The organism is Streptomyces sp. DSM 120436 (assembly GCF_055778765.1).
This window is the reverse complement of the sequence record NZ_JBSKBS010000001.1, coordinates 4234846-4258773: the sequence shown is the minus strand read 5'-3', so window position 1 is coordinate 4258773 and position 23928 is coordinate 4234846. Positions and strand designations below refer to the sequence as shown.

The 23928-nt window shown below is 72.6% G+C and carries 19 protein-coding genes and 1 pseudogene; 7 read left to right on the top strand and 13 right to left on the bottom strand.

Translation table 11 applies throughout. The features are described 5' to 3' along the window. The first annotated feature begins 55 nt into the window (after nucleotides 1-55). The gene (locus tag ACWH4W_RS18910) at nucleotides 56-1195 is read left to right on the top strand and encodes an acyl-CoA dehydrogenase family protein (protein WP_473077546.1); all 1140 of its coding nucleotides are present in this window, start codon (nucleotides 56-58) and stop codon (nucleotides 1193-1195) included. A 146-nt stretch (nucleotides 1196-1341) separates the two neighbouring features. On the opposite strand, the gene ACWH4W_RS18905 is transcribed toward ACWH4W_RS18910, so the two are convergent. Next, a complete protein-coding gene (locus ACWH4W_RS18905) occupies nucleotides 1342-2268 on the bottom strand; it encodes a helix-turn-helix domain-containing protein (protein WP_473076894.1) in 927 nt (308 codons plus the stop codon). Nucleotides 2269-2500: 232 nt separating this feature from the next. Here ACWH4W_RS18905 and ACWH4W_RS18900 point away from each other — a divergent pair, with 232 nt between their 5' ends. Beyond that, nucleotides 2501-2896: a hypothetical protein gene (locus ACWH4W_RS18900; protein ID WP_473076893.1), complete on the top strand. Its 396-nt coding sequence runs from the start codon at nucleotides 2501-2503 to the stop codon at nucleotides 2894-2896. An 85-nt stretch (nucleotides 2897-2981) separates the two neighbouring features. Here the strand turns inward: ACWH4W_RS18900 and ACWH4W_RS18895 are convergent, their stop codons facing one another. The 5 genes and pseudogenes from ACWH4W_RS18895 to ACWH4W_RS18875 all read right to left on the bottom strand — a co-directional run bounded on the left by ACWH4W_RS18895 (nucleotide 2982) and on the right by ACWH4W_RS18875 (nucleotide 8819). Further along, nucleotides 2982-4814, bottom strand: coding sequence for an AMP-dependent synthetase/ligase (locus ACWH4W_RS18895; RefSeq protein ID WP_473076892.1), 1833 nt, complete (start codon nucleotides 4812-4814; stop codon nucleotides 2982-2984). Between the two features lie 91 nt (nucleotides 4815-4905). Further along, nucleotides 4906-5445, bottom strand: a pseudogene (locus ACWH4W_RS18890) (thiolase family protein); the annotation flags it as partial. Between the two features lie 46 nt (nucleotides 5446-5491). Beyond that, the gene (locus ACWH4W_RS18885) at nucleotides 5492-6643 is read right to left on the bottom strand and encodes an acyl-CoA dehydrogenase family protein (RefSeq protein WP_473076891.1); all 1152 of its coding nucleotides are present in this window, start codon (nucleotides 6641-6643) and stop codon (nucleotides 5492-5494) included. Continuing rightward, nucleotides 6640-7665 (bottom strand): LLM class F420-dependent oxidoreductase, encoded by a 1026-nt coding sequence (locus tag ACWH4W_RS18880; RefSeq protein WP_473076890.1) that lies wholly within the window; start codon nucleotides 7663-7665, stop codon nucleotides 6640-6642. The genes ACWH4W_RS18885 and ACWH4W_RS18880 overlap by 4 nt, the downstream gene beginning before the upstream one ends. Next, nucleotides 7665-8819 carry a CaiB/BaiF CoA transferase family protein gene (locus ACWH4W_RS18875; RefSeq protein ID WP_473076889.1) on the bottom strand — a complete coding sequence of 385 codons (1155 nt, stop codon included), beginning with the start codon at nucleotides 8817-8819 and terminating at the stop codon, nucleotides 7665-7667. Before ACWH4W_RS18875 ends, ACWH4W_RS18880 begins: the two co-directional genes overlap by 1 nt. Before the next feature lie 258 nt (nucleotides 8820-9077). Here ACWH4W_RS18875 and ACWH4W_RS18870 point away from each other — a divergent pair, with 258 nt between their 5' ends. The 4 genes from ACWH4W_RS18870 (at nucleotide 9078) to ACWH4W_RS18855 (ending at nucleotide 12779) form a co-directional block, all read left to right on the top strand. Further along, complete coding sequence (locus tag ACWH4W_RS18870; protein WP_473076888.1) at nucleotides 9078-9785, top strand: TetR/AcrR family transcriptional regulator; 708 nt, start codon at nucleotides 9078-9080, stop codon at nucleotides 9783-9785. A 66-nt stretch (nucleotides 9786-9851) separates the two neighbouring features. After that, nucleotides 9852-10388: a DUF4334 domain-containing protein gene (locus tag ACWH4W_RS18865; RefSeq protein WP_473076887.1), complete on the top strand. Its 537-nt coding sequence runs from the start codon at nucleotides 9852-9854 to the stop codon at nucleotides 10386-10388. Then, nucleotides 10385-11476 (top strand): NAD(P)-dependent alcohol dehydrogenase, encoded by a 1092-nt coding sequence (locus ACWH4W_RS18860; RefSeq protein ID WP_473076886.1) that lies wholly within the window; start codon nucleotides 10385-10387, stop codon nucleotides 11474-11476. The genes ACWH4W_RS18865 and ACWH4W_RS18860 overlap by 4 nt, the downstream gene beginning before the upstream one ends. A gap of 106 nt (nucleotides 11477-11582) precedes the next feature. Then, on the top strand, nucleotides 11583-12779 hold the full coding sequence (locus ACWH4W_RS18855) for a TetR/AcrR family transcriptional regulator (protein ID WP_473076885.1): 1197 nt from the start codon (nucleotides 11583-11585) through the stop codon (nucleotides 12777-12779). Between the two features lie 64 nt (nucleotides 12780-12843). Here ACWH4W_RS18855 and ACWH4W_RS18850 read toward each other — a convergent pair whose 3' ends face one another. The 3 genes from ACWH4W_RS18850 to ACWH4W_RS18840 all read right to left on the bottom strand — a co-directional run bounded on the left by ACWH4W_RS18850 (nucleotide 12844) and on the right by ACWH4W_RS18840 (nucleotide 15633). Next, nucleotides 12844-14079 carry an oxygenase MpaB family protein gene (locus ACWH4W_RS18850; RefSeq protein ID WP_473076884.1) on the bottom strand — a complete coding sequence of 412 codons (1236 nt, stop codon included), beginning with the start codon at nucleotides 14077-14079 and terminating at the stop codon, nucleotides 12844-12846. Nucleotides 14080-14327: 248 nt separating this feature from the next. After that, the gene (locus ACWH4W_RS18845) at nucleotides 14328-15230 is read right to left on the bottom strand and encodes an oxygenase MpaB family protein (protein ID WP_473076883.1); all 903 of its coding nucleotides are present in this window, start codon (nucleotides 15228-15230) and stop codon (nucleotides 14328-14330) included. Between the two features lie 55 nt (nucleotides 15231-15285). Further along, on the bottom strand, nucleotides 15286-15633 hold the full coding sequence (locus ACWH4W_RS18840; RefSeq protein ID WP_473076882.1) for a deoxyxylulose-5-phosphate synthase: 348 nt from the start codon (nucleotides 15631-15633) through the stop codon (nucleotides 15286-15288). A 153-nt stretch (nucleotides 15634-15786) separates the two neighbouring features. On the opposite strand from ACWH4W_RS18840, the gene ACWH4W_RS18835 reads away from it, so the two are divergent. After that, nucleotides 15787-16626 (top strand): SDR family NAD(P)-dependent oxidoreductase, encoded by an 840-nt coding sequence (locus tag ACWH4W_RS18835; RefSeq protein ID WP_473076881.1) that lies wholly within the window; start codon nucleotides 15787-15789, stop codon nucleotides 16624-16626. 67 nt (nucleotides 16627-16693) lie between these two features. Here ACWH4W_RS18835 and ACWH4W_RS18830 read toward each other — a convergent pair whose 3' ends face one another. The 4 genes from ACWH4W_RS18830 to ACWH4W_RS18815 form a co-directional block, all read right to left on the bottom strand. After that, on the bottom strand, nucleotides 16694-16933 hold the full coding sequence (locus ACWH4W_RS18830; RefSeq protein ID WP_473076880.1) for a hypothetical protein: 240 nt from the start codon (nucleotides 16931-16933) through the stop codon (nucleotides 16694-16696). Between the two features lie 72 nt (nucleotides 16934-17005). After that, nucleotides 17006-17242, bottom strand: coding sequence for a hypothetical protein (locus ACWH4W_RS18825; RefSeq protein WP_106411281.1), 237 nt, complete (start codon nucleotides 17240-17242; stop codon nucleotides 17006-17008). A gap of 277 nt (nucleotides 17243-17519) precedes the next feature. Beyond that, entirely contained in the window at nucleotides 17520-19022 is a 1503-nt protein-coding gene (locus ACWH4W_RS18820) for a hypothetical protein (RefSeq protein WP_473076879.1), read from the bottom strand. Between the two features lie 149 nt (nucleotides 19023-19171). Beyond that, the gene (locus ACWH4W_RS18815) at nucleotides 19172-23866 is read right to left on the bottom strand and encodes a DEAD/DEAH box helicase (RefSeq protein ID WP_473076878.1); all 4695 of its coding nucleotides are present in this window, start codon (nucleotides 23864-23866) and stop codon (nucleotides 19172-19174) included. Nucleotides 23867-23928 lie beyond the last annotated feature (62 nt).

The window sequence follows — 23928 nt, the reverse complement described above, 5'->3', positions numbered from 1 at the left end:
GAACGCGCCCCACCCGACCGAGCCGCCGACCGGCACCCGCATCCCGGAGGACCAGATGGGCAGTCGACTCACCGAGGAACAGGCCGCGTTCGCGGCGGCCGTACGCGACTTCGCCAAGCGCGAGTGCGGCACCCGGGAACAGCGCGACGCGCTGACGGACGGCGGCCGCGAGGCGCACCACCCGGAGCTGTACCGCCGCCTCGCCGACCTGGGCTGGCTCGGGATCTGCCTGCCCGAGGAGTACGGCGGCGCCGGCGGCGGGACGGCCGACGCCTGCCTGTTCCTGGAGGAGACGTCGTACGGGATGGTGCCGTGCGGCGGCTTCATCACGACGGTGATCACGGCGAAGGCGTACGAGCGGTTCGGCACCGGGCGGCAGCGGCGGGAGGTGCTGTCCGGCGCGGTCCGCGGCGACGTGCTGGCGATCGCGATGTCGGAACCGGGGGCCGGGTCGGACGTCGGGGCGCTGCGCTGCCGGGCCCGCCGGGAGCGGGACGGCACCTGGGTGATCGACGGCCAGAAGACCTGGATCTCCAACGCGCACTGCGCCGGGAGCATCCTGCTGGTGGCCCGCACCGGCGAGGACAAGCACGGCGGGCTGACCATGTTCCACCTGCCCGCCGGCACGCCGGGCGTGGAGATCCGGGGCATCGAGACCATGCGCGGCCGCGAGGTCAACGACGTCCACCTCACGGACGTACGCCTGCCCGCGGATTCCGTCGTCGGCGAGGTGAACGGCGGGTGGAGGCAGTTGATGGCCGGCCTCGACCACGAACGGCTGTTCCTGGCCGCCAACATGCTCGGCCTGGCCCGCCGCGCCTTCGACGACGCGGTCGCCTACGTCCGTGAACGGGAGCAGTTCGGGCGGCCCGTCGGCTCCTTCCAGGCGCTGCGGCACCGGGTCGCGGACCTGGCCACCGAGATCGAGTGCACGCGGCTGCTGGTGCGCGAGGTGGCCCTGGACTGCGACGCGCGGCCGGACGAACTCTTCCCGCGCGAGGCGTCGATGGCCAAGCTGAAGGCCACCGAACTCGCCAAGCGCACCGCGCTGGAGGGCATGCAGATGATGGGCGGCTACGGCTACACCACGGAGTTCGACATGGAGCGCCATCTGCGGGCCGCGGTCGTCTCCACGGTCTACGGCGGGACGAGCGAGATCCAGCGGGACGTCATCGGCAAGACGTACGGGCTCTGAGCTCGAGATTCACCCTGCGGATTCGAACACCTCCGGCCGGCGCTTCCGCGCGCGGTCAACGCGCGCCTACCGGGGCCGCACCGGGTGGAAACGCCCAGCCGGCACGGCCGAGGGTCGTGTCCGAACGGCGAGGTCGGCTCTCGAGCTCACGGCGCCGACCGGATGACGAAGACCTGGCTGTCCTCCGGTCGGCACGGCTCCACCACGGCCTCGGCTCCCTCCGAGGTGTCCGCGTCGCTGACGCCCACGCAGCCCCGGCCGTCGACACGCAGCGAGTACCGTCGGCTTCCGTCCGGCCCGGCCGGCGCGATCCGGAACGGGGTCGTCTTCCCGCAGTCGCCCCACGGCTCCAGCAGCCCGGAACCCGGCCCCCCGGCCAGGGCCTTCAGACAGCCGGGGCCGTGGTCGGGGTGGTACCAGCGGATCCGGAAGGTGTTCCCGCCGAGCGGAACCAGCGTCGTCTCCTGGGGCGCGACCTCGTCGCACGGCCGCTGCACGGCGACCAGTGACGTGTACCGGCTGCTGTGGCCGTCCGTCAGACAAAGGCCGTCCACCAGGACCGGACGGATCTGCACACGGCCCTCGGGCAACGGGGACCGTGCGTCGGCCGCGGCGAGACCCTCGCCTCCGGCGTCCTTCGAGCCGCCGTCGTCCCGGGAGGGGACCAGAGCCCAGACGGCGGCGGCCAGGAGCGCCACCAGGACCACCGACGCCGGTAGGACGGGAAGCCCGAACACCCGCGCACCGAGGCGGACGCCCCGCCTCGGATCCGCGCCCCTCTCCTCGGTCGCCTCCCCTCGGGCGAGGCCGTCCCGGGCCGCCAGCCACTGCGCCACCCGCTCGCCGTCCCCGCAGGCTCGTACGAAGGCGGCCAGCAGTTCCGGACGCGGCAGGGTCCGGCCGCGCAGCACATCGGCCAGGGTGCTGCGCGGCAACACCTCGCCGTGCCCGGTGGCGCGCTCCTCCAACTGGCGGTACGTCAGCCCCGCCCGTTCCTTGAGCTCCCGCATGGCGGTGATGAACTCAGCGGTGTCACGCGCCTGTCGGGGATCAACGGACCCTCTGATCTCCATGCCGCACATCGTCGGCCCTGCCCGATCGGCCGCACAATCCCGTTTCCCGCCACGGTCCTCATGATCCGGACAAGCCCCGAACAAGACCCGGACAAGGCGCTGACCAGGCCGGACAGTCAGTGAGCTGTCCGGGACAGCGACGGCTCTTGTCCCCGTCCGGCCCACTCCAGCAGGCTCGGTGCCGCCCCGGCCGGAGCACCCACCCGACTCGTCGATCCCAAGGGGAGACCTCATGCCCATGCGTCAGCGCATCACCGCGACCGCGATATCGGCCGTACTCGCGGGCGGCGCCCTCGGCCTCGCTCCGGCGGCCCAGGCACACGACATCGCGCGGGCTTCCTGCTACGGCGGCGCGAACAGCTACCTCAAGCCGGCCGGAACGTACTGGCTCCCGGCGGGCGATGTGTTCAGCACCTCAAGCGCGTGCGCCGACATCAACCTCAAGCCCAACACGAACCGCTACGTGAAGGTCTGCTTCGAGACCAACGGCCGCCTGGAGTGCCAGGCGAACTACACCCTCGCCCGCGCCGGGCAGTGGAACGTCATCGCGAGCAACGTGCGGGACGGCGCCCTGTTCGCCTTCGAGTTCCGCTCGGACGCGAAGTCCACCGGCAGCTGGGCCGCCTGACCCGCGGGCACCGACACCCACACCGGCAACACCATCGACCACCAGGAAAACCGATGAGAAGGACCCGGTCGGGGGGCGACCGCGGTCAGTCGTCGTAGAGCGCGGTCAGGTCGCCGGCGTACTTGTCGCGGATGACGCGGCGCCGCATCTTCAGCGACGGCGTCAGCTCACCGGTCGCCGGGCCCCACTCCTCGGCCAGCAGCCGGTACCGCTTGACCTGCTCGGTGCGGTTGAGGCGGGTGTTGGCGGCGGCCACCGCGCGGTCCACCTCGGCCCGGATCCCGGGGTGTCCGGCGAGCGCCGCCGGCCCCCCGTCGGTCTCGATCCCGTGCGCCGCCGCCCACGCCGGGGCGGCCTCCGCGTCGAGGACGAGCAGGGCCACGAGGTAGGAGCGGTTGTCGCCGTGCACCATGGCCTGGCCGATCAGCGGGTGTTCCTTGAGGGTGTTCTCCACCAGGGCCGGCGAGACGTTCTTGCCGGTCGAGGTGATGATCATCTCCTTCTTGCGGTCGGTGAGCCACAGGTAGCCGTCCTCGTCGATCCGGCCGATGTCGCCGGTGGCCAGCCAGCCGTCGGCGTCCAGCGCGGACCGCACGGAGCCGTCCGGCTGGAGGTAGCCGTCGAACACCGACGTGCCGCGCACCATGATCTCGCCGTCCTCGGCGATGCGGAGCTCCACGGACTCCACCGGGCGGCCCACCGAGCCGAGCCGGAAACCGGTCCTCGGGCTGTTGCTGGTGGCGACGCCGGTGGTCTCGGTCAGCCCCCAGGCGTCCATGATGACGACGCCGAACCCGGCCCAGAACCTCACCACGTCGGCCGGCATGGGCGCGGACGCGCTGGCCGACCAGGTCACCCGGTCCAGGCCGCCGGCCGCCAGCATGGGCAGCAGCACCTCCTTGCGGACGCGGGTGTAACGCTCCTCCAGCCCGGGCGGCGGCACCTCGCCGCGCTCGCGGTACCCGACGTGCTCGCGCGCGACCTCGAACGCCGCGTCGATGACGGCCCGTCGGTCGTCCGGCATCAGCGAGAGCACGGCCCGCACGGCGGCGGACAGTTTCTCCCAGATGCGCGGCACACCGAAGAACTGCGCCGGGCGCACCGTGCGCACCACCTCGCCGACCTTCGTCGGGTCGGCGCACAGGTAGACGTGCGACGCGCGGTGACAGGGCAGGTAGATGCCCAGCATCCGCTCGGCGATGTGTGCGAACGGCAGGTAGCAGATGTGCTCGACGTGCGGCGGGAGTTCCACCACGGCGTCCAGTGCGAGCGCGTTGGACAGCACCACCCGGTGGGTGAGGACGACGCCCTTGGGCTCGCCGGTGGTGCCGGAGGTGTAGACGACGGTCAGCGGGTCCTCGGGACGGGCGGTGTCCAGTTCCTTGCCGAACTCCTCCGGCACCGGCTCACGGAGCAGCGACGCGTACGGCACGTGCGCGCCCTCGGCCCTCGCGTCGGCCACCACGAGCCGTTCCAGCGGGGTGTCGGGGTCGGCCAGCAGCGGCTCCCACACCGGGAGCTGGTCCGCTCCGCCGACGACGGCGAGGCGGGCGCGGCAGTTGCGCGCGATGTGGGTGATCTGCTCGGGGGCCGCGGTGCCGTAGACGCTCACCGGGACCGCGCCGAGGCGGACCAGCGCCAGGTCGGACAGCCAGTGCTCGGACCGGTTGGCCATCATCATCAGCACGTGGTCGCCGCGGCCGACGCCGAGGGCCCGGTAGCCGGCGGCGAGGCCGCGGGTGTGCGCGTGGATCTCGCCCCAGGTGAGCGTCGCCCAGTCGGCGTCGGGGTCGTCCGACTGCCAGGAGAGGCCCGGCAGGCCGGGGTACGCGTGCGCGTTGCGGGCCAGGAGCTGGGGCAGGGTGCGGGCGGCGGGGTCGTCGGGCGGGTCGCCTGCGGTGCGGGACGGCGAAGTCATCGGGGCCTCCTTGCGTTGCGGGTCGGGGAGAGAACGTCTGGGGGGACCGGGGCGTGGGGGGAAGGCCCCTGCGGGCGTACCCGGTGTCGGGAGCGGGCCGTTCCTGGGAGAGCGCGGCGTACTCGTCGACGTCCCGCCGGGAGAAGCCCTCGATGGTGGCGATGAGGTCCGCGCCGACACCCTGCGGAACGAAGCCGGTGTCGTGGTTGGTGCGCGGGTCCGCCGACCAGGCGCCGCCGTCGGAGGCCATGGGCACACGGGACATGGACTCCACGCCGCCCGCGAGGACCAGGTCCTCCCAGCCCGAACGGACTTTCACCGCGGCCATGTTGACCGCTTCGAGCCCGGAGGCGCAGAAGCGGTTCTCCTGCACGCCGGCCACCGTGTCCGGCAGGCCCGCGGCGATGGCGGCGATCCGGGCGATGTCGGAGCCCTGGTCACCGACCGGCCCGACGACGCCGAGCACGATGTCGTCGACGGCGGCCGGGTCGAGCCCGGGGAAGCGGGCGCGGATCTCGTGGATCAGCCCGACGACCAGGTCGATGGGCTTGGTGCCGTGCAGGGCGCCGTTCGCCTTGCCGCGCCCGCGCGGGGTGCGGATCGCGTCGTACACATACGCCTCGGTGCTCACGAGGAGGCCTTCCAGGCCGGGGCGGGGGTGCGGGGCCGGCCGGCGCTCAGCGCAGCAGGGAGCGGCCGATGATCTCCTTCATGATTTCGGTGGTGCCGCCGTAGATGGTCTGGACGCGGCTGTCGAGGAACGCCCTGGCGACCTTGTACTCGCTCATGTAGCCGTAGCCGCCGTGGAGTTGCAGACAGCGGTCGACCACGCGCTTGTTCAGCTCGGTCGCCCACCACTTGGCCATCGAGGCGTGCACGGCGTCGAGCCGGCCCACGCTGTGGTCGGCGACGCAGCGGTCCACGAAGGCGCGGGTGACCGCGTTCTCGGTGGCCATCTCGGCGATCTCGAACCGGATGTGCTGGAGCCCGGCGAGCGGCCTGCCGAACGCCTCGCGCTGCTTCACGTGGCGGGTGGTGACGTCGAGGATCTCCTCGGCCGCGGCGGCGGCGCCGACGGCGATGGCCAGCCGTTCCTGGGCGAGGTTGCCCATGAGGTACGCGAAGGCCCGGTTCTCCTCCCCCAGCAGGTTCTCCTTGGGCACGCGCACGTCGGTGAAGAACAGCTCGGCGGTGTCCTGCGCCTTCTGGCCGATCTTGTCGAGGTTGCGTCCGCGTTCGAAGCCGTCCATGTCACGCTCGACGACCAGCAGGCTCTGCCCGCCGCTGCCGCCCTCGGGGGTGGTGCGGGCGACCACGACGACGAGGTCGGCGAGGATGCCGTTGGAGATGAACGTCTTGGCGCCGTTGAGCAGGTAGTGGTCGCCCTGGTCGGTGGCGGTGGTGCGGATGCCCTGGAGGTCGGAGCCGGCGCCGGGTTCGGTCATGGCGATGGCGGTGACCAGGTCGCCGGAGGTGAAGCCGGGCAGCCAGCGGCGCTTCTGCTCCTCGTTCGCCAGACGGGTGAGGTACGGGCCGACGATGTCGTTGTGCAGGCTCAGCGCCAGCCCGGAGGCGCCGGCGCGGGCGAACTCCTCGATGAGGACGGCACTGTGGCGGAAGTCGTCGGTCCCTCCGCCCCCGTACTCCTCGTCGACCGCCAGGCCCAGCAGGCCCTGGCGGCCGGCCGAGCGCCACACCTCGCGGTCCACCGCCCTGTCCCGCTCCCAGCGTTCGTGGTGCGGCAGCACCTCCTTCGTCAGGAAGGTCCGCACCGTCTCGCGGAAGGCCTCGTGGCCGGGGCCGTACAGGGTGCGCTCCGGGGTCGTCACAGCCAGCTCCTCACGTGCTCGATCAGTCGGGCGGGGTCGGGGCCGACGGGGGTGACGTTGAGCATGGTCACGCCCGCCTCGCGGAAGACCTCGACGCGGTCGCGGACGTAGCCCTCGGGGCCGGCCAGGCAGAGCTGCTCCAGCAGTTCGGCCGGCACGGCGGCCTCCGCGTCCTTCTTGCGTCCGGCGAGGTAGTGCTCCTGGATGGCGGTCGCGGCGGCCTCGTAGCCGTAGGAGCGGACGAGGTCGAAGTAGAAGTTGCGGCCGGGCGCGCCCATGCCTCCGACGTAGAGGGCGACGGTGGGACGCATGAGGTCGCGCACGGCTTCGGCGTCGTCGCCGAGGGCGAGCAGGCCGCCCGCGACGACCTGGAGGGGGCCGAGCGCGGGGTCGCGCCGGGCGGCGCCCTCGGCGAGGGACGGGCCCCAGACCTTCGCCGCGTGTTCGGGGGCGTAGAGGAACGGCAGCCATCCGTCGGCGATCTCGGCGGCCGTGCGGACGCTGGCCGGGCCCAGGGCGGCGAGGTACACCGGGACGGTGTCGCGGACGGGGTGGTTGAGGAGCTTCAGGGGTTTGCCGAGGGTGCCGCCCTTCTCGGGCGGGACGGGCAGGTCGGTGATGCCGTGGTGCTCGATCACCTCGCGCCGCCAGATCCGCCGGGACAGCTCGACGACCTCGCGGACGCGGCCCAGCGGGCGGTCGTAGACGCGGCCGTGCCAGCCCTCGACGACCTGCGGTCCGGAGGCGCCGATGCCGAGGACGGCGCGCCCGCCGCTCACGGCGTCGAGTCCGGCGGCGGTCTGGGCGATCAGGGCGGGAGTGCGGGAGTAGACGTTGAGGATCGCGGAGCCGATGCGCAGGCGCCGTGTCCTCGCGGCGAGGTAGCCCATGATCGTCGGGGAGTCGAAGCCGTACGCCTCGGCGACCCACACGGCGTCGAGCCCGGCGGACTCCAGGGCGGCGGCCCGGTCGGCGGCGGTGCGCGGGTCCTCCGCGTAGGCCAGGGGTGAGGACAGCTCCATCAGGTGTGGTCCTTCAGCAGGTCGGGCACGTCCCAGTCGCGGGCCACGTCAAAGGTGTGGGCGCCGGGGACGGCCGGCGGGCGCCGGAGCGTGCCGGGGGTGCCGGAGAAGCGGGGTGCGGGGGCGGGCTGGGTCACGCCGTGCGCCTCGGTGTACGTGCCCCGCGCGGTCAGGTGCCGGTGCCCGGCCGCCTCCTGGAGGGAGAGCACGGGGGCGACGCAGGCGTCGGTGCCTTCGAAGACGGCCGTCCAGCGAGCGCGGGTGGCGGACTTGAAGCGGGCGGTGAACGCGGCGCGCAGGGCGGGCCAGGCGCGCGGGTCGGTGCGGTCGGGCAGCTCGTCGGCGTCCAGGCCGAGCAGGGAGACGAACACGGCGTAGAAGTGCGGTTCCAGGGCGCCGACCGCCATCCAGTCGCCGTCGGAGGTCTCGTAGACGGCGTAGTAGGGGCAGCCGCCGTCGAGGAGGTTGCGGCCGCGTTCGTCGCGCCAGGTGCCCTCGGCGAGCATGCCCCAGAAGAGGCTGGTGAGGTGGGCGGTGCCGTCCACGACGGCGGCGTCCACGACTTGGCCCCGGCCGGTGGCGCGGGCGGTGAGCAGGGCGGCGAGGACGCCGGTGGTGAGGTAGAGGGAGCCGCCCGCGTAGTCGCCGAGCAGGTTGGCGGGGAAGACGGGCGGGCCGCCGGAGGCCCCGATCATGGACAGGGCGCCGGCGGTGGCGATGTAGCCGATGTCGTGCCCGGCCAGGGGGGCCAGCGGGCCGTCCTGCCCCCAGCCGGTCATCTGGCCGTACACCAGCGCGGGGTTGTCGGCCATGCACCGGTCGGGGCCGACGCCGAGCCGCTCCGCGACGCCGGGCCGGCACCCCTCCAGCAGGATGTCGGCGCGCGCCGCCAACGCCCGCACGGCGGCGGGTCCTTCGGGCGCCTTGAGGTCGACGACGACGGACCGCTTGTTGCGGTTGGTCAGGTCGCGGGCGGGGTCGCCGCCGAGCGGGGCGCGGCCGGGGCGGTCCACCCGCACCACGTCGGCGCCCAGGTCGGCGAGGAGCATCGCGGCGAACGGTCCGGGTCCGATGCCGGCCAGTTCGACCACGCGCACCCCGTCCAGCGGGCCCGCGACGGTGCGGCCGGGAGGGTGGGTGGAAGTGGGGCTCATGGGTTCCTCTCTCGGTGCGCGGCGGAGCAACCGCCCACGACCGGGGACTTACTGAGCGTTCGCTCAACGTAGGAGCGGGAGACGGAGCGGTCAACTCCCCGTGCAGTACTTGTCTTTGTCGGCGAGGAGGAGGAAAGTGACTGCGGGTCGGCCGTCGTGCGCCACGATCTCCTGAACGATCGCTAAGCGCGGGAGGGAGGCGGGCCGGACACACCGCCGTACGATGCCGCCGACCGCCGCAGCACCGGAGGAGAGCCCTTGAACACCGCGCCCGGCCAGGAGACCACCCCGTCGGCGGGGCACTGGCGCTCCTACGCCCCGCTCGATCTGCACCCGATCCTGATGCACGCCATGCGGGCCTTCAACGAGCAGGGCTACCACGGCACGTCGGTCCGGGACATAGCGGGCCGGGTGGGGGTCACCGTGCCCGCGCTGTACTACCACTACGAGAACAAGCAGGCACTGCTGGCGACGCTGCTGGAGACGTCCATCAAGGACGTCCTGGACCGCTGCCGGGCGGCGGCCCGGGAGGCCGGGGACGACCCGCTGGCCCGCTTCTGCGGCATGGTCGAGTCGATCGTGCTGTACATGACCCACCGCCGCCAACTGGCGTTTCTGGACACGGAGATACGCAGTCTGGAGCCGCAGAACCGGGCCCGCTACGTCGCCCTTCGCGACTATCTGGAGCACATGCTGCTGGACACGGTCGAGGAGGGGCGCGCCCAGGGCGTGTTCACCACCCCGATCCCGGCCGACGCGGTGCGCTCGGTGCTCGTGATGTGCCAGGGCGTCGCCAACTGGTTCCGCGAGGACGGCCCGCTCACCGCCGAGGAGGTCGCGGAACGGCACGTGCTGCTGAGCCTCGGCACGGTGGGCCACCCGGCCGCGGTCGCCGGGGACGTCGTGCTGCCGTTCCCGGGGCGGCCCCCGGCGGCGCGCGGCGCGGCGCCCCGGGCGTCGCGGTGAGGCACACCGGGCCTTGACCGCGCCTTGACCGCGCCGGCCCGCACCGACGACGAGAGGACACGTGTGATGGACCTGCACGAGGCGCGCACCCTGTTCCGCGAGCTCCGGCAGCGGGACGGCCGGGTCGACCCCGGCGTACTCGACGCGATCTGGGCCGCGCTGCCGACGGTCCGCCCCGAGGAGATCCTCGGGGCGTGGAAGGGCGGGGAGTTCGACACCGGTCACCCGCTCAACGGCGTGCTGGCGAAGGCGGGCTGGTACGGCAAGACGTTCCACTCCGTGCACGACGCCAAGCCGCTGATGTGCTGGGACGAGACGGGCGAGCTGTACTCCGACACCGAGCTGGGCCAAGGCGAGGCGAGCCTGTGGACGGTGGAGTTCCGGGGCGAGTCGACGGCGACCATGGTGTACGACGGGCGGCCGGTGTTCGACCACTTCAAGCGGGTGGACGACGACACGCTGCTGGGGATCATGAACGGGAAGGGCGTGCCGGCCGAGGGGCCGTTCTCCTACTTCTTCCTCGAGCGCGCCTCCGCGTCCGGAAGCGGCGCCGAGGCGGACGGCGGCGGCGCGCCCCGGACCGGCGCCGGGGAGGGCGCGTGAGGCGGATCCGCGCGGCGGTCGCCGAGACGCCGGGCGCCCCGTTCACCCTGCGGGAACTGGACCTCGAGGAGCCACGGCCGGACGAGGTGCTGGTGCGGGTGACCGCGGCCGGCGTCTGCCACACCGACCTGGGCATGCGGGACGCCTGGCCCCGCCGGCTCACCCCGATGGTCTTCGGCCATGAGGGCGCGGGGCGGGTCGAGGCGGTCGGCGCGCGGGTGAGGGGCGTGACGCCCGGCGACCGGGTCTGCCTCACCTTCGCGAGCTGCGGCGCGTGCGAGCAGTGCGCGACGGGCCACCCCGCCTACTGTCTCCACGCGCGGTCGCTGAACTTCTCCGGCGGGCGCGCCGACGGCACCACTCCCCTCTCCCGCGACGGCGCACCGGTGCACGGCGGCTTCTTCGGCCAGTCCAGCTTCGCCACGTACGCCGTCGTGCGGGAGCGGGGTGTGGTGAAGGTGCCGGCGGACCTGCCCGACGAGGTCGCCGCGCCGCTCGGCTGCAGCGGGCAGACGGGTGCGGGCACCGTGCTCAACCGGCTGCGGCCCGAGCCCGGCGCGTCGCTGGTCGTCATGGGGGCGGGCGGGGTCGGGCTGAGCGCGGTGATGGCGGCGGTGGCCGTGGGCTGCGACCCGGTGGTGGCGGTCGACCCCGTCCCCGCCCGCCGTGCCCTGGCCGTCGAACTGGGCGCGAAGGCGGCCCTGCCGCCGGGGGGCGGTCTGGCGGCGGCGCTGCGGGACCTCACGGGCGGCGGGGCGCACCACGTCGTGGAGACCACGGGACGCCCGGAGGTGGCCCGGCAGGCCGCCGCCGCGCTGCGCCCGCGCGGCGAGCTGGCCCTGCTCGGCCTGGGCGGCGAGGTGACGTTCGACGTGATGTCCCTGCTCGGGAAGGGGGTGCGGGTGCACGGGGTCATCGAGGGCGACTCACGCCCCGGCCGCTTCCTTCCGGATCTGATCGGGTTGTGGCGCCGCGGGCTGTTCCCGCTGGAGACGCTGGTGACGGTCTTCCCGTTCGAGGAGATCGGGGCGGCGGTGACGGCCATGGAGACGGGCGGGGTGGTGAAACCGGTGCTCCTGTTCGACTGAGCGGAGAGGCTTCCGGCACACGCGGGGGCGTACGGTGCCGTGCCCGTGCCGGGCCGGAAAACGGAGGGAGCCCGGCCGCCTCACCCCGTGTGATTGACTAATCGCCATGGCTCCCGCCTCCTCGTCCGCCCGTTCGGCCACGCCCGTCGAGCCGGCTCCGGCCACGCGGCCCCGCAACCGCAGACAGCTGATCCTCGAGGCGGCCGGGCGGGTGTTCAGCGAGCGCGGTTATCACACGGCCTCCATGGAGGAGGTCGCCGCCCAGGTCGGCATCTCGGCGGCCGCGCTGTACCGGCACTTCCCCAACAAGTACGCGCTGTTCGCGGAGTGCGCGGACGTCATGGTGGACGGCCTGGTCGCGGCGCTGGACGAGGTGCCGTCCGGAGCGGGCCTCACGGACGTCCTCACGGCGCTCACCCGGATCACGGTGACGCACCGCGCGTCGGGCGGCGTGTACCGCTGGGAGGCGCGCTACCTCAACCGCGAGGACCGCCGGCGCCTGCGGGTGAAGTTCGGGCGTCTGGTCGAACGGGTCGACGAAGCGGTGCAACGTGAGCATCCGCTGCCCGACGAACGGCTGCGGGCGGTGGCGGCCCTCGGCGCGATCGGGTCGGTCACGATGCACCGCACCTCCATCGCCCAACGGCGCGCGGAGGAGCTGCTGTCGGCCGCCGCGCTCGGGGTGGCCGCGAGCGACCCCGCGGCGGTCCCGCCCGGCGCGCACCCGGTGGAACTGCCCGCCCGGCCCGTCCCGCGCACCCGGCGCGGGGAGATCCTCGCCGCGTCCGTGCCGCTGTTCGCCCGGTACGGCTTCGCCAACGTCACCAACGGGCAGATCGCGCAGGCGGTCGGCCTGACCCCGTCCGCGCTGTACCGCCACTACCCCGGGAAGATCGACATCCTGGCGGCGGCCTGCCTCCAGGCGGCGGCGCTGCTGTCGCAGGGCGTGGAACGGAGTCTGCAGGGGGTGGCCGGCCCGCGCGAGGCGGTCGTCGCGCTGGCGGCGACGTACGTGGCCTACAGCTTCGAGCACACCGAGCTGAACAGCGTGGCCGAGGCCGAGCTGGCGGGGCTGCGCGACGACTTGCGGCGTCCGGTGGTCCAAGCGCAGCGGGAGCACATCGCCGTGTGGGAGCAGCACCTGCGGCTGGTGCGCCCGGAGCTGGACCCCCGGCAGGCCCGGGTGCTGGTGCACGCGGGTTTCGGTGTGGTGGTCGAGGCGGGGCGGGCCCTGCGGTGGCGGGACACCCCGGAGAACCGCGAGGCCGTGACCGCGCTGGTGCTGGGCGCCCTGGGTCGGTGACTCCGCCCCTCGGCCGTGGTGCCGCGGGGCGGGGCCGGGCGGGTGTCTCCGCGGTCCCGTCCGCTCAGGTGGGCCGGTTGCCGGTGGGGATGGTGATGGGCGTGGTGAACGCCGAGGAGCCCTTGTTGAGGAACAGCATGGCCAGGGCCCGTACGAACTGGTCGAGCATGTAGAAGGCGCCGGGCATGACGGGCGACAGCCCCTCACGGAAGAGGAGGAACGCCGGCCACGCCGTGCGCACCAGCGCGGCGGCCGCGTAGTCGCGCCGCAGGCCCAGCCAGTCGCCGACCTCGTCGCTGAGGACGTAGCGCACGAACTCGTTGAGGAAGCCACGGGTGACGCCGAGGTCGATCTGCGCGGTGAGGCCGAGCAGGCTCTCCGCGAGCGCGATGCCCTCGGGCGAGGGGGTGAGGATCGGGGTGAGGACCTGCTGCGACTGCGCGACGGCCTCCCCCCAGGTCTTGGGGATGTGCGCGTAGGGCACGCCGAGCAGATGGACGGCCACCTGCCACATGTGCAGGAAGGCCTCCTGGTCGGCGGCCGGGTACGGGATCCTCCACTCGAGGAGCTTCTGGTGCACGTAGGTGCCGAGGCTGTGGAAGGTGACGAGGATGTCGGCGGCGCTGATCGGGACGGTCTCGTCGGCGACCGCCTTCCAGTGCGGCGACTGCGGCAGCAGGTGGCGTACGGCGGCGTGCACCACACGGGTCTTGTTGGCGGTGACGACGAACTGCCCGGTCGGCCTGAACGCGCCGAGCTGCGAGAGGTCGTAGCCGAAGGTGAACGTCTTGGCCGCGCGGTCCTGCATGTCGGCGCCGCCCGCGGACCAGTAGACGCTCTTGGCCTCGCGGGGGATGACGGTGCTCATGATGCCGCTGCCGAGGCCGTACAGCATGAACAGGTACGTGTCGCGGCGCCGGTTGAAGTCGGCGGCGCGGGCGAGTTTGGCCTGGTCGGCCCAGGAGGGCAGCCGGTTGGCCTGCGCCAGGTAGGCGGCGAAGTCGGAGGGGAGGCCGCCGGGGATCGGGTCGTTGTTGTGCACCCACTTCTCCCACGCCCGGTTGATCGCCGGGACGTGGCCGTCGTCGAGCATCCGGGCCGTCAGCGGGTCCGCCGCGTCGTCCCAGATCCACTCGGGGCCCGGACCCGCGGCGGCCCCGGCCCCGGTGAGGGTTCCGGCTCCGGTCGCGGCCCCGGCGGCCGAACCGGCCGACGCCCACGCGGGCATGGGCGCCGCGGCGCCGACGACGCCCAGCGCGACTCCGAGGGTCAGGGCCTTTCTCCTGCTGAGGTTCTCCATTGACTTACCTGCTTCCCTAGAGGGCCGGAGACTTCCGGTTGCCTTCGCAGACTTGCCATTTGCGCGACAGATGCGTGCGGAACCTCGTCGCACGGATGTGATTTTCAATTAACATAGCGAGGGCCGGGAGGCGGGGCAATGGGCATGACGGAGGTAGGTGACGGGGAGTGGCGCCCACTCCGGGGCGGACCTGCGGTCGGGGCGGGCGCCGCGCCCGGAGGCGGCTCGGTACGGCCGTAGCGGGAGGGTCAGGCGCGGGCGGCGCGACGTGCGGCGTACGCGACCGGCAGGCAGCGAAGCCGTTCCGGCAGGCGCGGCACCACGGTGCGGACGACGCGGCCGAGCAGCCGCAGCCGCCGCTCATCACCCCGCGACCAGTCAATGTCCAGCCGCTCGCGGGCGACGGGCGGCAACAGCCCCTTGGTGGCGAAGACTTGAAGCCGCAGCAAGGCGGGACGCAGCACGGGCCAGAGCAGCCGCAGCACCGCCCCCGCTCCGTGCGGCGGGGGCACGGGGCGACGCGGATCGAGCAACTCCTCGACGACGGCGGTCCGTTCCAGCTCGTCCCGCACGGTCGCGTCGAAGTAGACCCGGAACTCCTCGACGGAGCCCGGCATGTCGCGCTCCCGGATGCCGAGGATGCGCCCGAGCTGCCGCGCCTCCTCGTGCAGCCGCCGCTCCCCCGCCTCGTCGAACGGCCGGAACAGATATTCGGCGGCCCGCAGGAAGACGGGGAAGCCGGTGGCGTGCACCCAGGCGTAGGAGGCGGGCGTCAGCGCGTGGTACGGACGCCCACGCGTGTCGGTGCCCTTGATGTCCCGGTGCAGCCGGCGCAGCCTGCGCCCCTCCTCCACGGCCCGGTCACCGCCGTAGATCCACAGCTGCAGCGAGTCCAGGGAGCGACGGGCGCGGCCCCAGGGGTCGGTGCGGAAGACGCTGTGCTCGTCGACCCCGGCGCCCACGGCCGGGTGCGCGACCTGGAGGACGAGGGCGGCGGGGAGATAGAGCAGGACGCGGATGTCGCCGACCATGTCCCAGAGGAGGGTGTCGGGGGTGAACGGCACGGGGTCGGTACGGGACGTACGGTCACCACCCGGTGTCGGTGCCGGTATCGCCCCGTCGGCGGAGTGCGCCGCCCGTCCCGTGTCCATGCCTCCAGCCTCCCACGCCCCTTTCGTAGCGTGCGGGCGCGTCCGCGGCCGGACGTCAGGGCAGCTCGGAACGCACCAGCGCCCTGGCGATCGGCTCGCCGGTGCGCTTGGCATACGCCATCCGCTCGCGCACCTCCCGCAGCGCGCGCGGCCGATATCCGGGCCCGCCGCAGCAGCTCGTGGAGAAGCGGACGCCGGCGTGCAGCAGCACGGACAGCACCCGCCACCCCTCGGTGTCCCGGCGCGGCGGCGCGGCGAAGGCGGCGCCGACGTGGATCAGCGCGCCGGCGCAGCGCGGGCAGACCCGCCGGTCGGCCTCGCCGTCCCGCGTCCGCGCCGGATGCGGCTGCTTGCAGGAGGCCCGGTACGGCAGGCGGACGAAGGAGGTCCGGGAGGGAGGCATGGGATGAGGGTGGGGGCGCGACGCCGCCTCCACGCCTTCTCGACACCCGCAGGACGGCTGCCGCCGCGTTTCGCCCGCGCCCCGCCGGGACACCCGGCGCAGGTCGGACGGCGGTCCGGCACGGCACCACCCGGCGACGGAGGGATCACGCACATGACCTCGCACGACGCACCCGGCACGGCCCTCGTCACGGGGGCCTCCTCCGGCATCGGGTGGGAGTACGCGACCCGGCTGGCCGCGCGCGGCTGGGGGCTGGTGCTGGTCGCCCGGCGGGCGGAGCGGCTGGACACCCTCGCCGAAGAGGTGCTGAAGGAGGGCGGGGCCGGCGTCGAGACGCTGGTGGCGGACCTGGGCCGCCCGGAGGACGTGGCCCGCGTCGCGGAACGGGCGTCCGCCGACGACGTGGACCTGCTGGTCAACAACGCCGGCATCAACGGCTACGGCCCGTTCGCCGAGGTCGACGCCGACCTCCTCACCCGGGTGCTCGACGTGAACGTCGTGGCGCTCACGGCGCTGACGCGGGCCGCCGTGCCCGGCATGCTGGCGCGCGGCCGGGGCGCCGTGATCAACGTGGCGTCACTCCTCGCCTTCGCCGGCGACCTCCCGCCGGACCCGCTCCCCCAGCGGGCCGTCTACGCCGGGTCCAAGGGCTACGCGGTGACCTTCACCCGCACCCTGGCCGCCGAGCTGGCCCGCACCCCGGTGCGGGTGCAGGTGGTGTGCCCGGGGCTCACGGCGACCGAGTTCCACCTCGGCGCCGGGGACACCCCGGTGAGCGGTGAGCGCCGCGTCCACGACGAGGGCGGCATGCCCGCGGCGGACGTGGTGACCGCGTCCCTCGCCGGTCTGGAGGCCGGCGAGGTGGTGTGCGTGCCCGGCCTGACGGACGCGGAGGCCGTGTCCCGGCTGGCGGCGGCGGAACTGGACCTGCGCGCCGGGTCGGGCCGCCGTATGGCACCGCGCTACGGGCAGGCCGAGGTGCGTGCGGAGTGATCGCGCCCGACAGGCGGTGACCGCCTCCGTCCATGCCGGAGCGGGCGGTCACCGCGGGAGAACCACGTCAGGCGCCCAGTTTGCCGACCGTGTCGGTCAGGGTCCCCGCCACGTCGTGCAGGGCCTGGTCGCTCGGGTCGGGCCCCAGTCGCTCGACCAGGTCGCGTTTGGTGATCACGAGCAGCGCTCCCCGGGACTCCTCTCCCGACGGCCGGTCGACCACGCGTGCCCTGCCTTCCAGCAGGACGAGCGCGGCATCGTCGTTCGCAGCGTCACAGAGGTCCCTGACATGGCTCTCGTCGATCATTCGTCACACTCCGGTGAGTCGGTCGGTGGCGCAGAATCCCGCGCGCTTCTCGTCGTCACCCTTCGCTCACGGTCACGCGCTGTCGGCCAGCTCCGCGTGCCCCTGGGCGCGGGCGCAGTGGGCGCAGCAGAAGAACTGGCCGTCGGCCTGATGACCGTGGCCGAGGACCTTGCACCCGCAGTTGTCGCAGATGGGCGCCAGTTTGTGGGCGGCGCACTCGATGCTGTCGAACGTGTGGACCGAACCGCCGACCGTGTGCACCTCGAAGGAGAGGGCGTAGTCGTTCCCGCACACTTCACAGACCGCCATGATCCGCTCCCTTCCGCAGTACGGGCCGGGTACCGCGCCGGGGCCGACGTCATGCGCGTGGACCGTGGGGAGCCTCGGACGGGGGTGACGGACGGGACCGTGCTCCTGCCCGGCCGCCGTGGCCTGCCCCCCAGCAACTCTTGCCGAAGCGACCGCCGACGTGCAGGAGGGGTCCGGCTCTCCGTGTCGCCCGACACGGAAGACAGATGTACGAGGTCTCTGCGTGTCGCAAGCCGTCGGCACAGTGCCGGCGGCGGCCGTCATGCGCGCGGGTTCGCTACGACGGCTTCCTCTTCCCGGGCTTCTTCCCGACGCCCTTCAGCGGACGGGCGTCCCTCAGCGTGTCGCCCTTCTTCTTCGTCCGCGCCCTCTCCTGCGGATCCACGAGTGTCCGACGCTTCCGCTTCCGCTTGCTCTTCGCCACCTCACTGTTCAGCCAGTCGCGTGCTGTCCTCATCTCTCGCAGCAGCTTGGCATGTTCGGATTTCGGCAGGGTGACTATCGAATCCTCCGCCTGTTCGAGAAGACCCACCACCAGCCTCCTGTCCTGCTTCTCCCGTGCACCGCACAGAGCTTCATGAAGCGGTGTGACTTCCAGTACCGAGGCGCGGGCCTCGACATGGACGATGGTTCGCCGCGCCACCGGCTCGGCTCTCTGCGCGGCGATCCGCCCGTCGGCGGTGAGTGCCAGACGCGCCGGAGCGGTGCGGGACGGCGTTCCGTGCACGGCAAACGCCCGGTCGGCCTCCCGTTGGCACCAGCGCTTCAGCACCTGTGCCGTGGCCGGTGTCCCGCCGCCGACAGCGGAGACGACTGCTCCGATGTAGTGCGGTGGTTCGCCCTTCTCGGTTCTCAGAAGGGCCGACAGCAGCGGCGCGCCCTGTCCGCCCGCCCGTTCCACGGCGATGAGCAGGCCGACCCGGTCCCGCGGAGACACATGCAGCAGGTCACCGCCGGCCGTGCGGCACAGCACCTCCCAGGTCGGCCGGGTCCGGAGGCGTGCGGCGCTGACCAGTGCCTCCCTCAGCGCACGTACCTGGTCGTTGCTCGGCCTCGGCGCCACCGCGGTACCTGCCGCGCCGGCAGGTCGCGAACCGGAGGTACGGCGTCGCGACTCTGCTCCTGGCACCCGCAGCCCTTCGGGAGCCATGACGCAGGCATGCAGCGGCACCCATTCGGTGCTGCTTCCGGGGGTCTCCGCCCGGAGCCGAATGTGCCGGGCCGCGCCGTGCGTCTCGAAGCGGAAACGAAGCAGGAATCCGTACTCGTCGCACAGCTTTTCCACGGTTTCCGGTTGCACGGTGTTCGGTCCGAAAACCCAGTCGAGGGTGGCCGCCTCAGGCGTCAGCCGATCACGCGTGCCGGCCCACTCGGCATGAGAGAGCTTGCTGAACTGGAAACGTACGTGCTGTTGCCCGCCGTTCCCGGTACGGAAGTCGACGGCGTCGCCGGGTCCGGATCCCAGATTGCGTGAGGTGGCACGTCCTTTGATCCCAAGTCTGCCGGTCCAGGCGGCGAGGTCGTCCTTGATGAAGAGGTGGTCGGCGCTGCTGGCTCCCGTGGCCGTGCGGTGGCAGGAGGTATGGGGCCGGTGCGCGAAGTGGCAGACCTTGTCCCGGTACAGCCGGTCGGAAAGTTCGTTGCCACAGCCGCCGAGCTGGGTTCCGCACCAGTACGTGTAGGTACGGTGACCGCGGCGCCACCGCAGCAGTTCGTCGGCGTCCGTCGGCAGGATGACCGCGCGTCCCGAGTGCGGGCTCCCGATCACCGCGGTCTGCACGAGTCTGTTGTCCGGACCCTTCACTGTTTCCCCCGGGACTGTCCGCGCCCGCCGGGGGCGACGTCGCACTGATCAATTCCGGCACCAGTATGTGCACGCTACACTCATTTCACAAGCCACTCCCCATTCCACATTTCACCTTCATGTGGTCAACTGCTGACTCCTGACAAGGCGCCCAGGAGCACCATGGCTTCGCGGCGGCTCAACAGTTCATGGAAGCGCTCGTTGCGGAAGGTCCGCAGGCATGCGTAGCAACTGCTCTCGGGGCCGCATTCACAACCGCCCACCCGGTCGGCCGCCGCTTCGACGACGGCTTCGAGATGCTCACCGATGCGGATCGTGTTACCCGCGCCGCCTGGCGTGGTGTCGAAGAGCAGCAGCGACGGCATGCCGTCGGTTGCGGTGTGGACCGTGCCGTCGATGTCGTCCCTGCTGATCTCCAGGTGGGCGGCCGCGCCTTCCAGCAATGCGTAGAGACCGGAGCGCAGGACTTCCTGCGTCGCGCTGAGGGCGGTGAGCGGGTCGAGGTGGATCTGGAGGAAGTCCGTCTGGTACCGGTGCGCGAGGGAGACGACCCGGAGCGGGCCGGTGCACTGCGCGTCCTTCAGCAGATGGGGGTGTGCCGCGCCCCGGGACGCCGCTCGCGCATGCGGACGGCCCCAGCCGCACCAGTCGCAGATCTCGTACCCGGCGCCGCCCGGCCCCTCCGAGACGACGACCATCTCGCCCCGGGCGCCCGCCGACCAGATCGTGGTGTGTCCGGAGGTGAAGAGAGTGGTTCCCTCGTGGACGTCCGCGGTGTCGGTGGACATGTAGACGTTGCCGTACCAGGAGCGGCGCGGCGGTGTCTGTCCCGGACTGCGCTGGGGCCCGCGCGCGGCGACGAAACCGTAGACCGGCTCGACGTAGCGACGCGGCGCGGAGGTGGACAGCGTGCCGCAGGCGGTGCAGGTGGGATCCACGGGCTCGGCGGCCTCCTCGTAACGGCCACAGACGTCACACACGACGTAGTAACGGCTGACCAGTTCACGGTCGGGTAGGCGGTAGACGCCCGCGGACGCCCACAGACGGCCGCCCGCCACGATCTCGGCTCCCGGCGCGTACTCGTGGACGGCGGCGCTGAGATCGCGGGTGAGTTCGAGCTGGCCCGATACGGCGCCGCTGTCCTGCGGGATGCGCAGCTCGACGGTGTCCACGGGGAAGCCGTACTTGGGCAGGACGTTGCGGTTGGCCAGGACGCCGAGCAGGTCACGGTGTGTCAGGTTGCGGATGACCTTCTCGTACATGTCCGCCAACCGGTACTTGCGGGCGGCCACCGCCTGGTCACGTCGGTCGCTGTAGGCGGTGACGTCCTGGTCGAGGATCTGTCCCGCCGCCCGCAGCAGCCGATCCAGTTCACCGACCCAGGCACTCGACTCCACGTCGATCTCGTCCTGCACACTCGCGGGAAGCACCCGGCGGATCGAGGCCGCCACGCTCTCCGGGACGGGCGTGAGCCAGTCACGCACGAGGTGGGCGGCGGTCTCGCCGGTGGTGTCGTCAGGAAGGAAGAACTCGCCCGCCGTGCGCCAGATGCGGCCCCGTTCCTCCTTCATGGCGCGGAAGAACGCGGCGAGGGCGATCGAGTGGGCATGGCGCCGGTCGATCCGGACGTTGTCGACGGGGACGATCGGGGCCCGGACCTCTCCGGCGATCATCCGCTGGGGCTCCGCGAACCGTGCGAGGTCGTGAGGGCGTCGCTGGGCGTAGGTGAGAACGAGCGCGGCGGAGCCCGCACGCCGGCCGGCGCGTCCGGCCCGCTGTACATAGTTGGCGGTGGAGGGCGGCATGTTGCGCAGGACGACAGCCTGCAGCTCGCCCACGTCGACGCCGAGCTCGAAGGTGGTGGAGCAGGACAGGGCATTGACCTGCCCACGGACGAACTCGCCCTGGATCTCTGCCGCCTTCTCGCCGGTCCACTGTGCCGTGTGTTCCTGGGCACGCAGCGGAACAGGGTCGAAGGTGCGGTAGAGGCGGCGGAGGTGGCCGTCCGTCTCGGTGGTCGGCTTGTACTCCTCGAGGCGGCCGGTGCAGCGCAGGGTGGGGCACACCCCGCGTACGGACACGGCAACGACGCGGCGGCAGCGGTCGCAGGCGTGAAGCGGCTCGCTGTCCTCGGTGACGGGCCGCAGGCGCAGCCAGGCGTGGTCGAGCCGACGGACCGCGCCGATGCCGGAGTGGTTCTCCCCCTGCATCCAGTCGGCGAGGTGTCCGGTGGTGAGGTCGGTCCACAGTCGGCCCAGGATCTCCAGAGCGGCCCCGCGCCGGTCTCCCTGGTGCCCGACGACGTCGAGCACCCGCTCCAGGTAGTCGACGCGCCGGTTGGAGACGCCCGCGGCACTGGGCAGCCAGCTGATCACCTTGCGTTTGGCGTCGGATCCCTTGGAGCGGACCCAGACGGGCCCGCGGCGCGGGGCGAACGCCTCGTCGCCCGCGTCAACGTCCTCGGGCATGGTGAGCGCACCCTGGTTGCGCACGGTGCGCAGCAGTTCCTGCACCAGCCACCAGGCCTCGTCGTCGGTCAGGCCGAGTGAGGCGAGCGCGGCGGGCGGCTGCCAGAAGGGCTCGCGGTCGAGATCGACCCGGAGCAGTCCGAGGCCTTCGAGCGACTGACGGTCGTCGACGCTGAGCACTTCCTGCATCACCCACAGGGCGACCTCGCGCTGCTTGGCCTGGCGCGAGTCGTTGCGGCGGAAGACTCCGGCGCGGTCGGCGTTGCGGATGGTGTGGGCGACGAGGTCGTCGATGTGCAGCGGCTCGTCGGGGTCGGGGCAGCCCTTCAGGACGGCTTGAGTCATCAGACGCCGGTGCTGAATACGGGTGTAGGAGTCCTCGAGGTAGGGGGCGAAGTAGGCGGCGGCCTGGCGGCTGTCGCTGAAGAACAGCAGCTTGCGGCCACGTCCCGGCAGCGCGGCGGCGGGTCCGTCGGTCTCCGGGGGTAGCGCCTGATAGAGGGCCGTACCGAGGACGGAGGCAGCCGCCTCGTTGCCCGTCTCGAAAAGACGGATCATGCCGTGACCGCGGGCGCCGCAGGAGAGGCAGGAGGCCGGGGTTCCCTCGCGGGTGTCGAGCTGGTGTACGCGGCGCAGTTCGGTCCCCCTGCAGTCGTCCGCCGTGCAGACCACCGTTCCAGCGGGGTGCACGGTGGCGCAACGGGTGCACAGCCTGCGTTCGCTGAGTCCTCCCTTGGTGCTCTCGCCGAGGGTTTCGTCGTCCTCGTCGATGCCGGCGCCCGAGTCGTCCCCGTCCAGGAGCAGCCAGGTGTGGGGCTTGTCGGGGGATTTGCGGTGCGCAAGGCGGGACCGGGCACCAGGGCCGTCGAGGGTGCCGTGCAGGTGGACGGCACCGCAGCGACGGCAGGCGCCGAGCTCGAAGGAGGGCCGTGTGCAGTGCGGGCAGATTTCGTGGCGGGCCAGGTCGAGGTGAGGACCGTCCGGGGCGAGGCAGGTGAACGCGCCTTCGGTGGCCCGTGCGAAGAGGTGGTAGCGGGCGGAGAGGACCGGGGCGCCGTCGATGTCGGTCACCTGGCTCGCGAGCTGGATGAGCGCGGTGAGGGCGGCCGGTCCCACCGGATCACCAGGGAAGACTGCCTGTGCGATGTCGCGCACGGGCCGGGGCCCCTCGGCGAGGGCTCGACGCAGGGCGGCGGTGCCTGCTTCGGCGGCGAGGGCGGCGGCCGGAGTGGTGTCGGCGGGCAGCCCGTGCATGCGTGCGGCCGACACTATCTCGGGGCCGGGGTCGGCCGTGGCGGCCAGGCGCAGGTACTCGGTGGGCGGCAGCGGTCCCCAGTGCGGGCCGTCGGGCGTGACCACCCGGGTCGCGGTGACGAGGTCCTGCGCGGCGGGGTTGTCGGCGTCCCAGTGGAAGGGGGCGTCGAAGAGTGCCTGGGCGAAGGCGGTGACGGCGGCGGGGTTCTCCTCCGCGCCGACGGTGGCACTGGTGGCAATGGCCTGGATGTCGCGTCCTTGGCCCACCCGGTCCTTCAGCCGGCGCAGCAGCATGGCCAGTTCGGCGCCGCGTGCTCCGTCGTAGACGTGAGCCTCGTCGACAACGATGAACTTCCAGCCGCCCGCGTGCTCCCCTTCGAAGAGGTCCATATCCTGGGGGCGGAGCAGCAGGTACTCCAGCATGGCGTAGTTGGTGAGCAGGAGATGGGGCGGAGCGGCGCGCATCTCACGGCGGCTGAGCAACTCGTTGGGCAGGCGTGGCTCGCCGGGATTGAGCTGCTCGAAGGTGTCGGCGGCTCGGCGCGGGTCGTCCCTGGTGTCACCCGTGTAGCGGCCGAAGGTGATGTGGGGAGCTGCGGCGAGCAGTCGGCGTAGGCGTTTCATCTGGTCGTTGGCCAGCGCGTTCATGGGGTACAGCAGGAGGGCGCGGACACCGGGACCGAGGGTGCCGCGGGCGTGTTCGACGGCGAGCGCGTTGAGGATGGGCAGCAGAAAGCTCTCGGTCTTGCCGGACCCCGTGCCGGTGGCGACGACCAGGTTGCGTCCGGCTGCGGCCTTGCGCAGTGCCTGCTCCTGGTGACTGTACAGGGGGCGGTCCGCAGGCAGAGCGGGACCCGTCAGTTGCCGGAATGCCGGATCCAGTACGCCCTCGCCGATGAGTTCGTTCAGGGGGGCGCCCGGCGCGTAGGCGGGGGTGGCCTCCAGCAGAGGGCCCTTGGTGAGCAGCGGGCTGGTGTCGATGGCCTGGGCGAGTGCCTCGGCCAGACGGGGTTCCCGCAGCGGCAGCAGCGACCGCAGATAGCGGCGGTAGGTGTCGCTGATCAGCGTGGACGTGGCGAGCGGGTCGAGGCTGTGCACGGGCTGGCTCCGGGTCTGCTGCGGACGGGGTGGGCGTGACGGGGACGACGGCCAAAGACCGG

Excerpts from the sequence above, each read along its gene's own strand:
- ACWH4W_RS18910 (WP_473077546.1), top strand. The coding sequence starts at position 56 with ATGGGCAGTCGACTCACCGAGGAACAGGCCGCGTTCGCGGCGGCCGTA.
- ACWH4W_RS18905 (WP_473076894.1), bottom strand. The coding sequence starts at position 2,268 with ATGGAGATCAGAGGGTCCGTTGATCCCCGACAGGCGCGTGACACCGCT.
- ACWH4W_RS18900 (WP_473076893.1), top strand. The coding sequence starts at position 2,501 with ATGCCCATGCGTCAGCGCATCACCGCGACCGCGATATCGGCCGTACTC.
- ACWH4W_RS18895 (WP_473076892.1), bottom strand. The coding sequence starts at position 4,814 with ATGACTTCGCCGTCCCGCACCGCAGGCGACCCGCCCGACGACCCCGCC.
- ACWH4W_RS18880 (WP_473076890.1), bottom strand. The coding sequence starts at position 7,665 with ATGGAGCTGTCCTCACCCCTGGCCTACGCGGAGGACCCGCGCACCGCC.
- ACWH4W_RS18875 (WP_473076889.1), bottom strand. The coding sequence starts at position 8,819 with ATGAGCCCCACTTCCACCCACCCTCCCGGCCGCACCGTCGCGGGCCCG.
- ACWH4W_RS18865 (WP_473076887.1), top strand. The coding sequence starts at position 9,852 with ATGGACCTGCACGAGGCGCGCACCCTGTTCCGCGAGCTCCGGCAGCGG.
- ACWH4W_RS18855 (WP_473076885.1), top strand. The coding sequence starts at position 11,583 with ATGGCTCCCGCCTCCTCGTCCGCCCGTTCGGCCACGCCCGTCGAGCCG.
- ACWH4W_RS18850 (WP_473076884.1), bottom strand. The coding sequence starts at position 14,079 with ATGGAGAACCTCAGCAGGAGAAAGGCCCTGACCCTCGGAGTCGCGCTG.
- ACWH4W_RS18845 (WP_473076883.1), bottom strand. The coding sequence starts at position 15,230 with ATGGACACGGGACGGGCGGCGCACTCCGCCGACGGGGCGATACCGGCA.
- ACWH4W_RS18840 (WP_473076882.1), bottom strand. The coding sequence starts at position 15,633 with ATGCCTCCCTCCCGGACCTCCTTCGTCCGCCTGCCGTACCGGGCCTCC.
- ACWH4W_RS18835 (WP_473076881.1), top strand. The coding sequence starts at position 15,787 with ATGACCTCGCACGACGCACCCGGCACGGCCCTCGTCACGGGGGCCTCC.
- ACWH4W_RS18830 (WP_473076880.1), bottom strand. The coding sequence starts at position 16,933 with ATGATCGACGAGAGCCATGTCAGGGACCTCTGTGACGCTGCGAACGAC.
- ACWH4W_RS18825 (WP_106411281.1), bottom strand. The coding sequence starts at position 17,242 with ATGGCGGTCTGTGAAGTGTGCGGGAACGACTACGCCCTCTCCTTCGAG.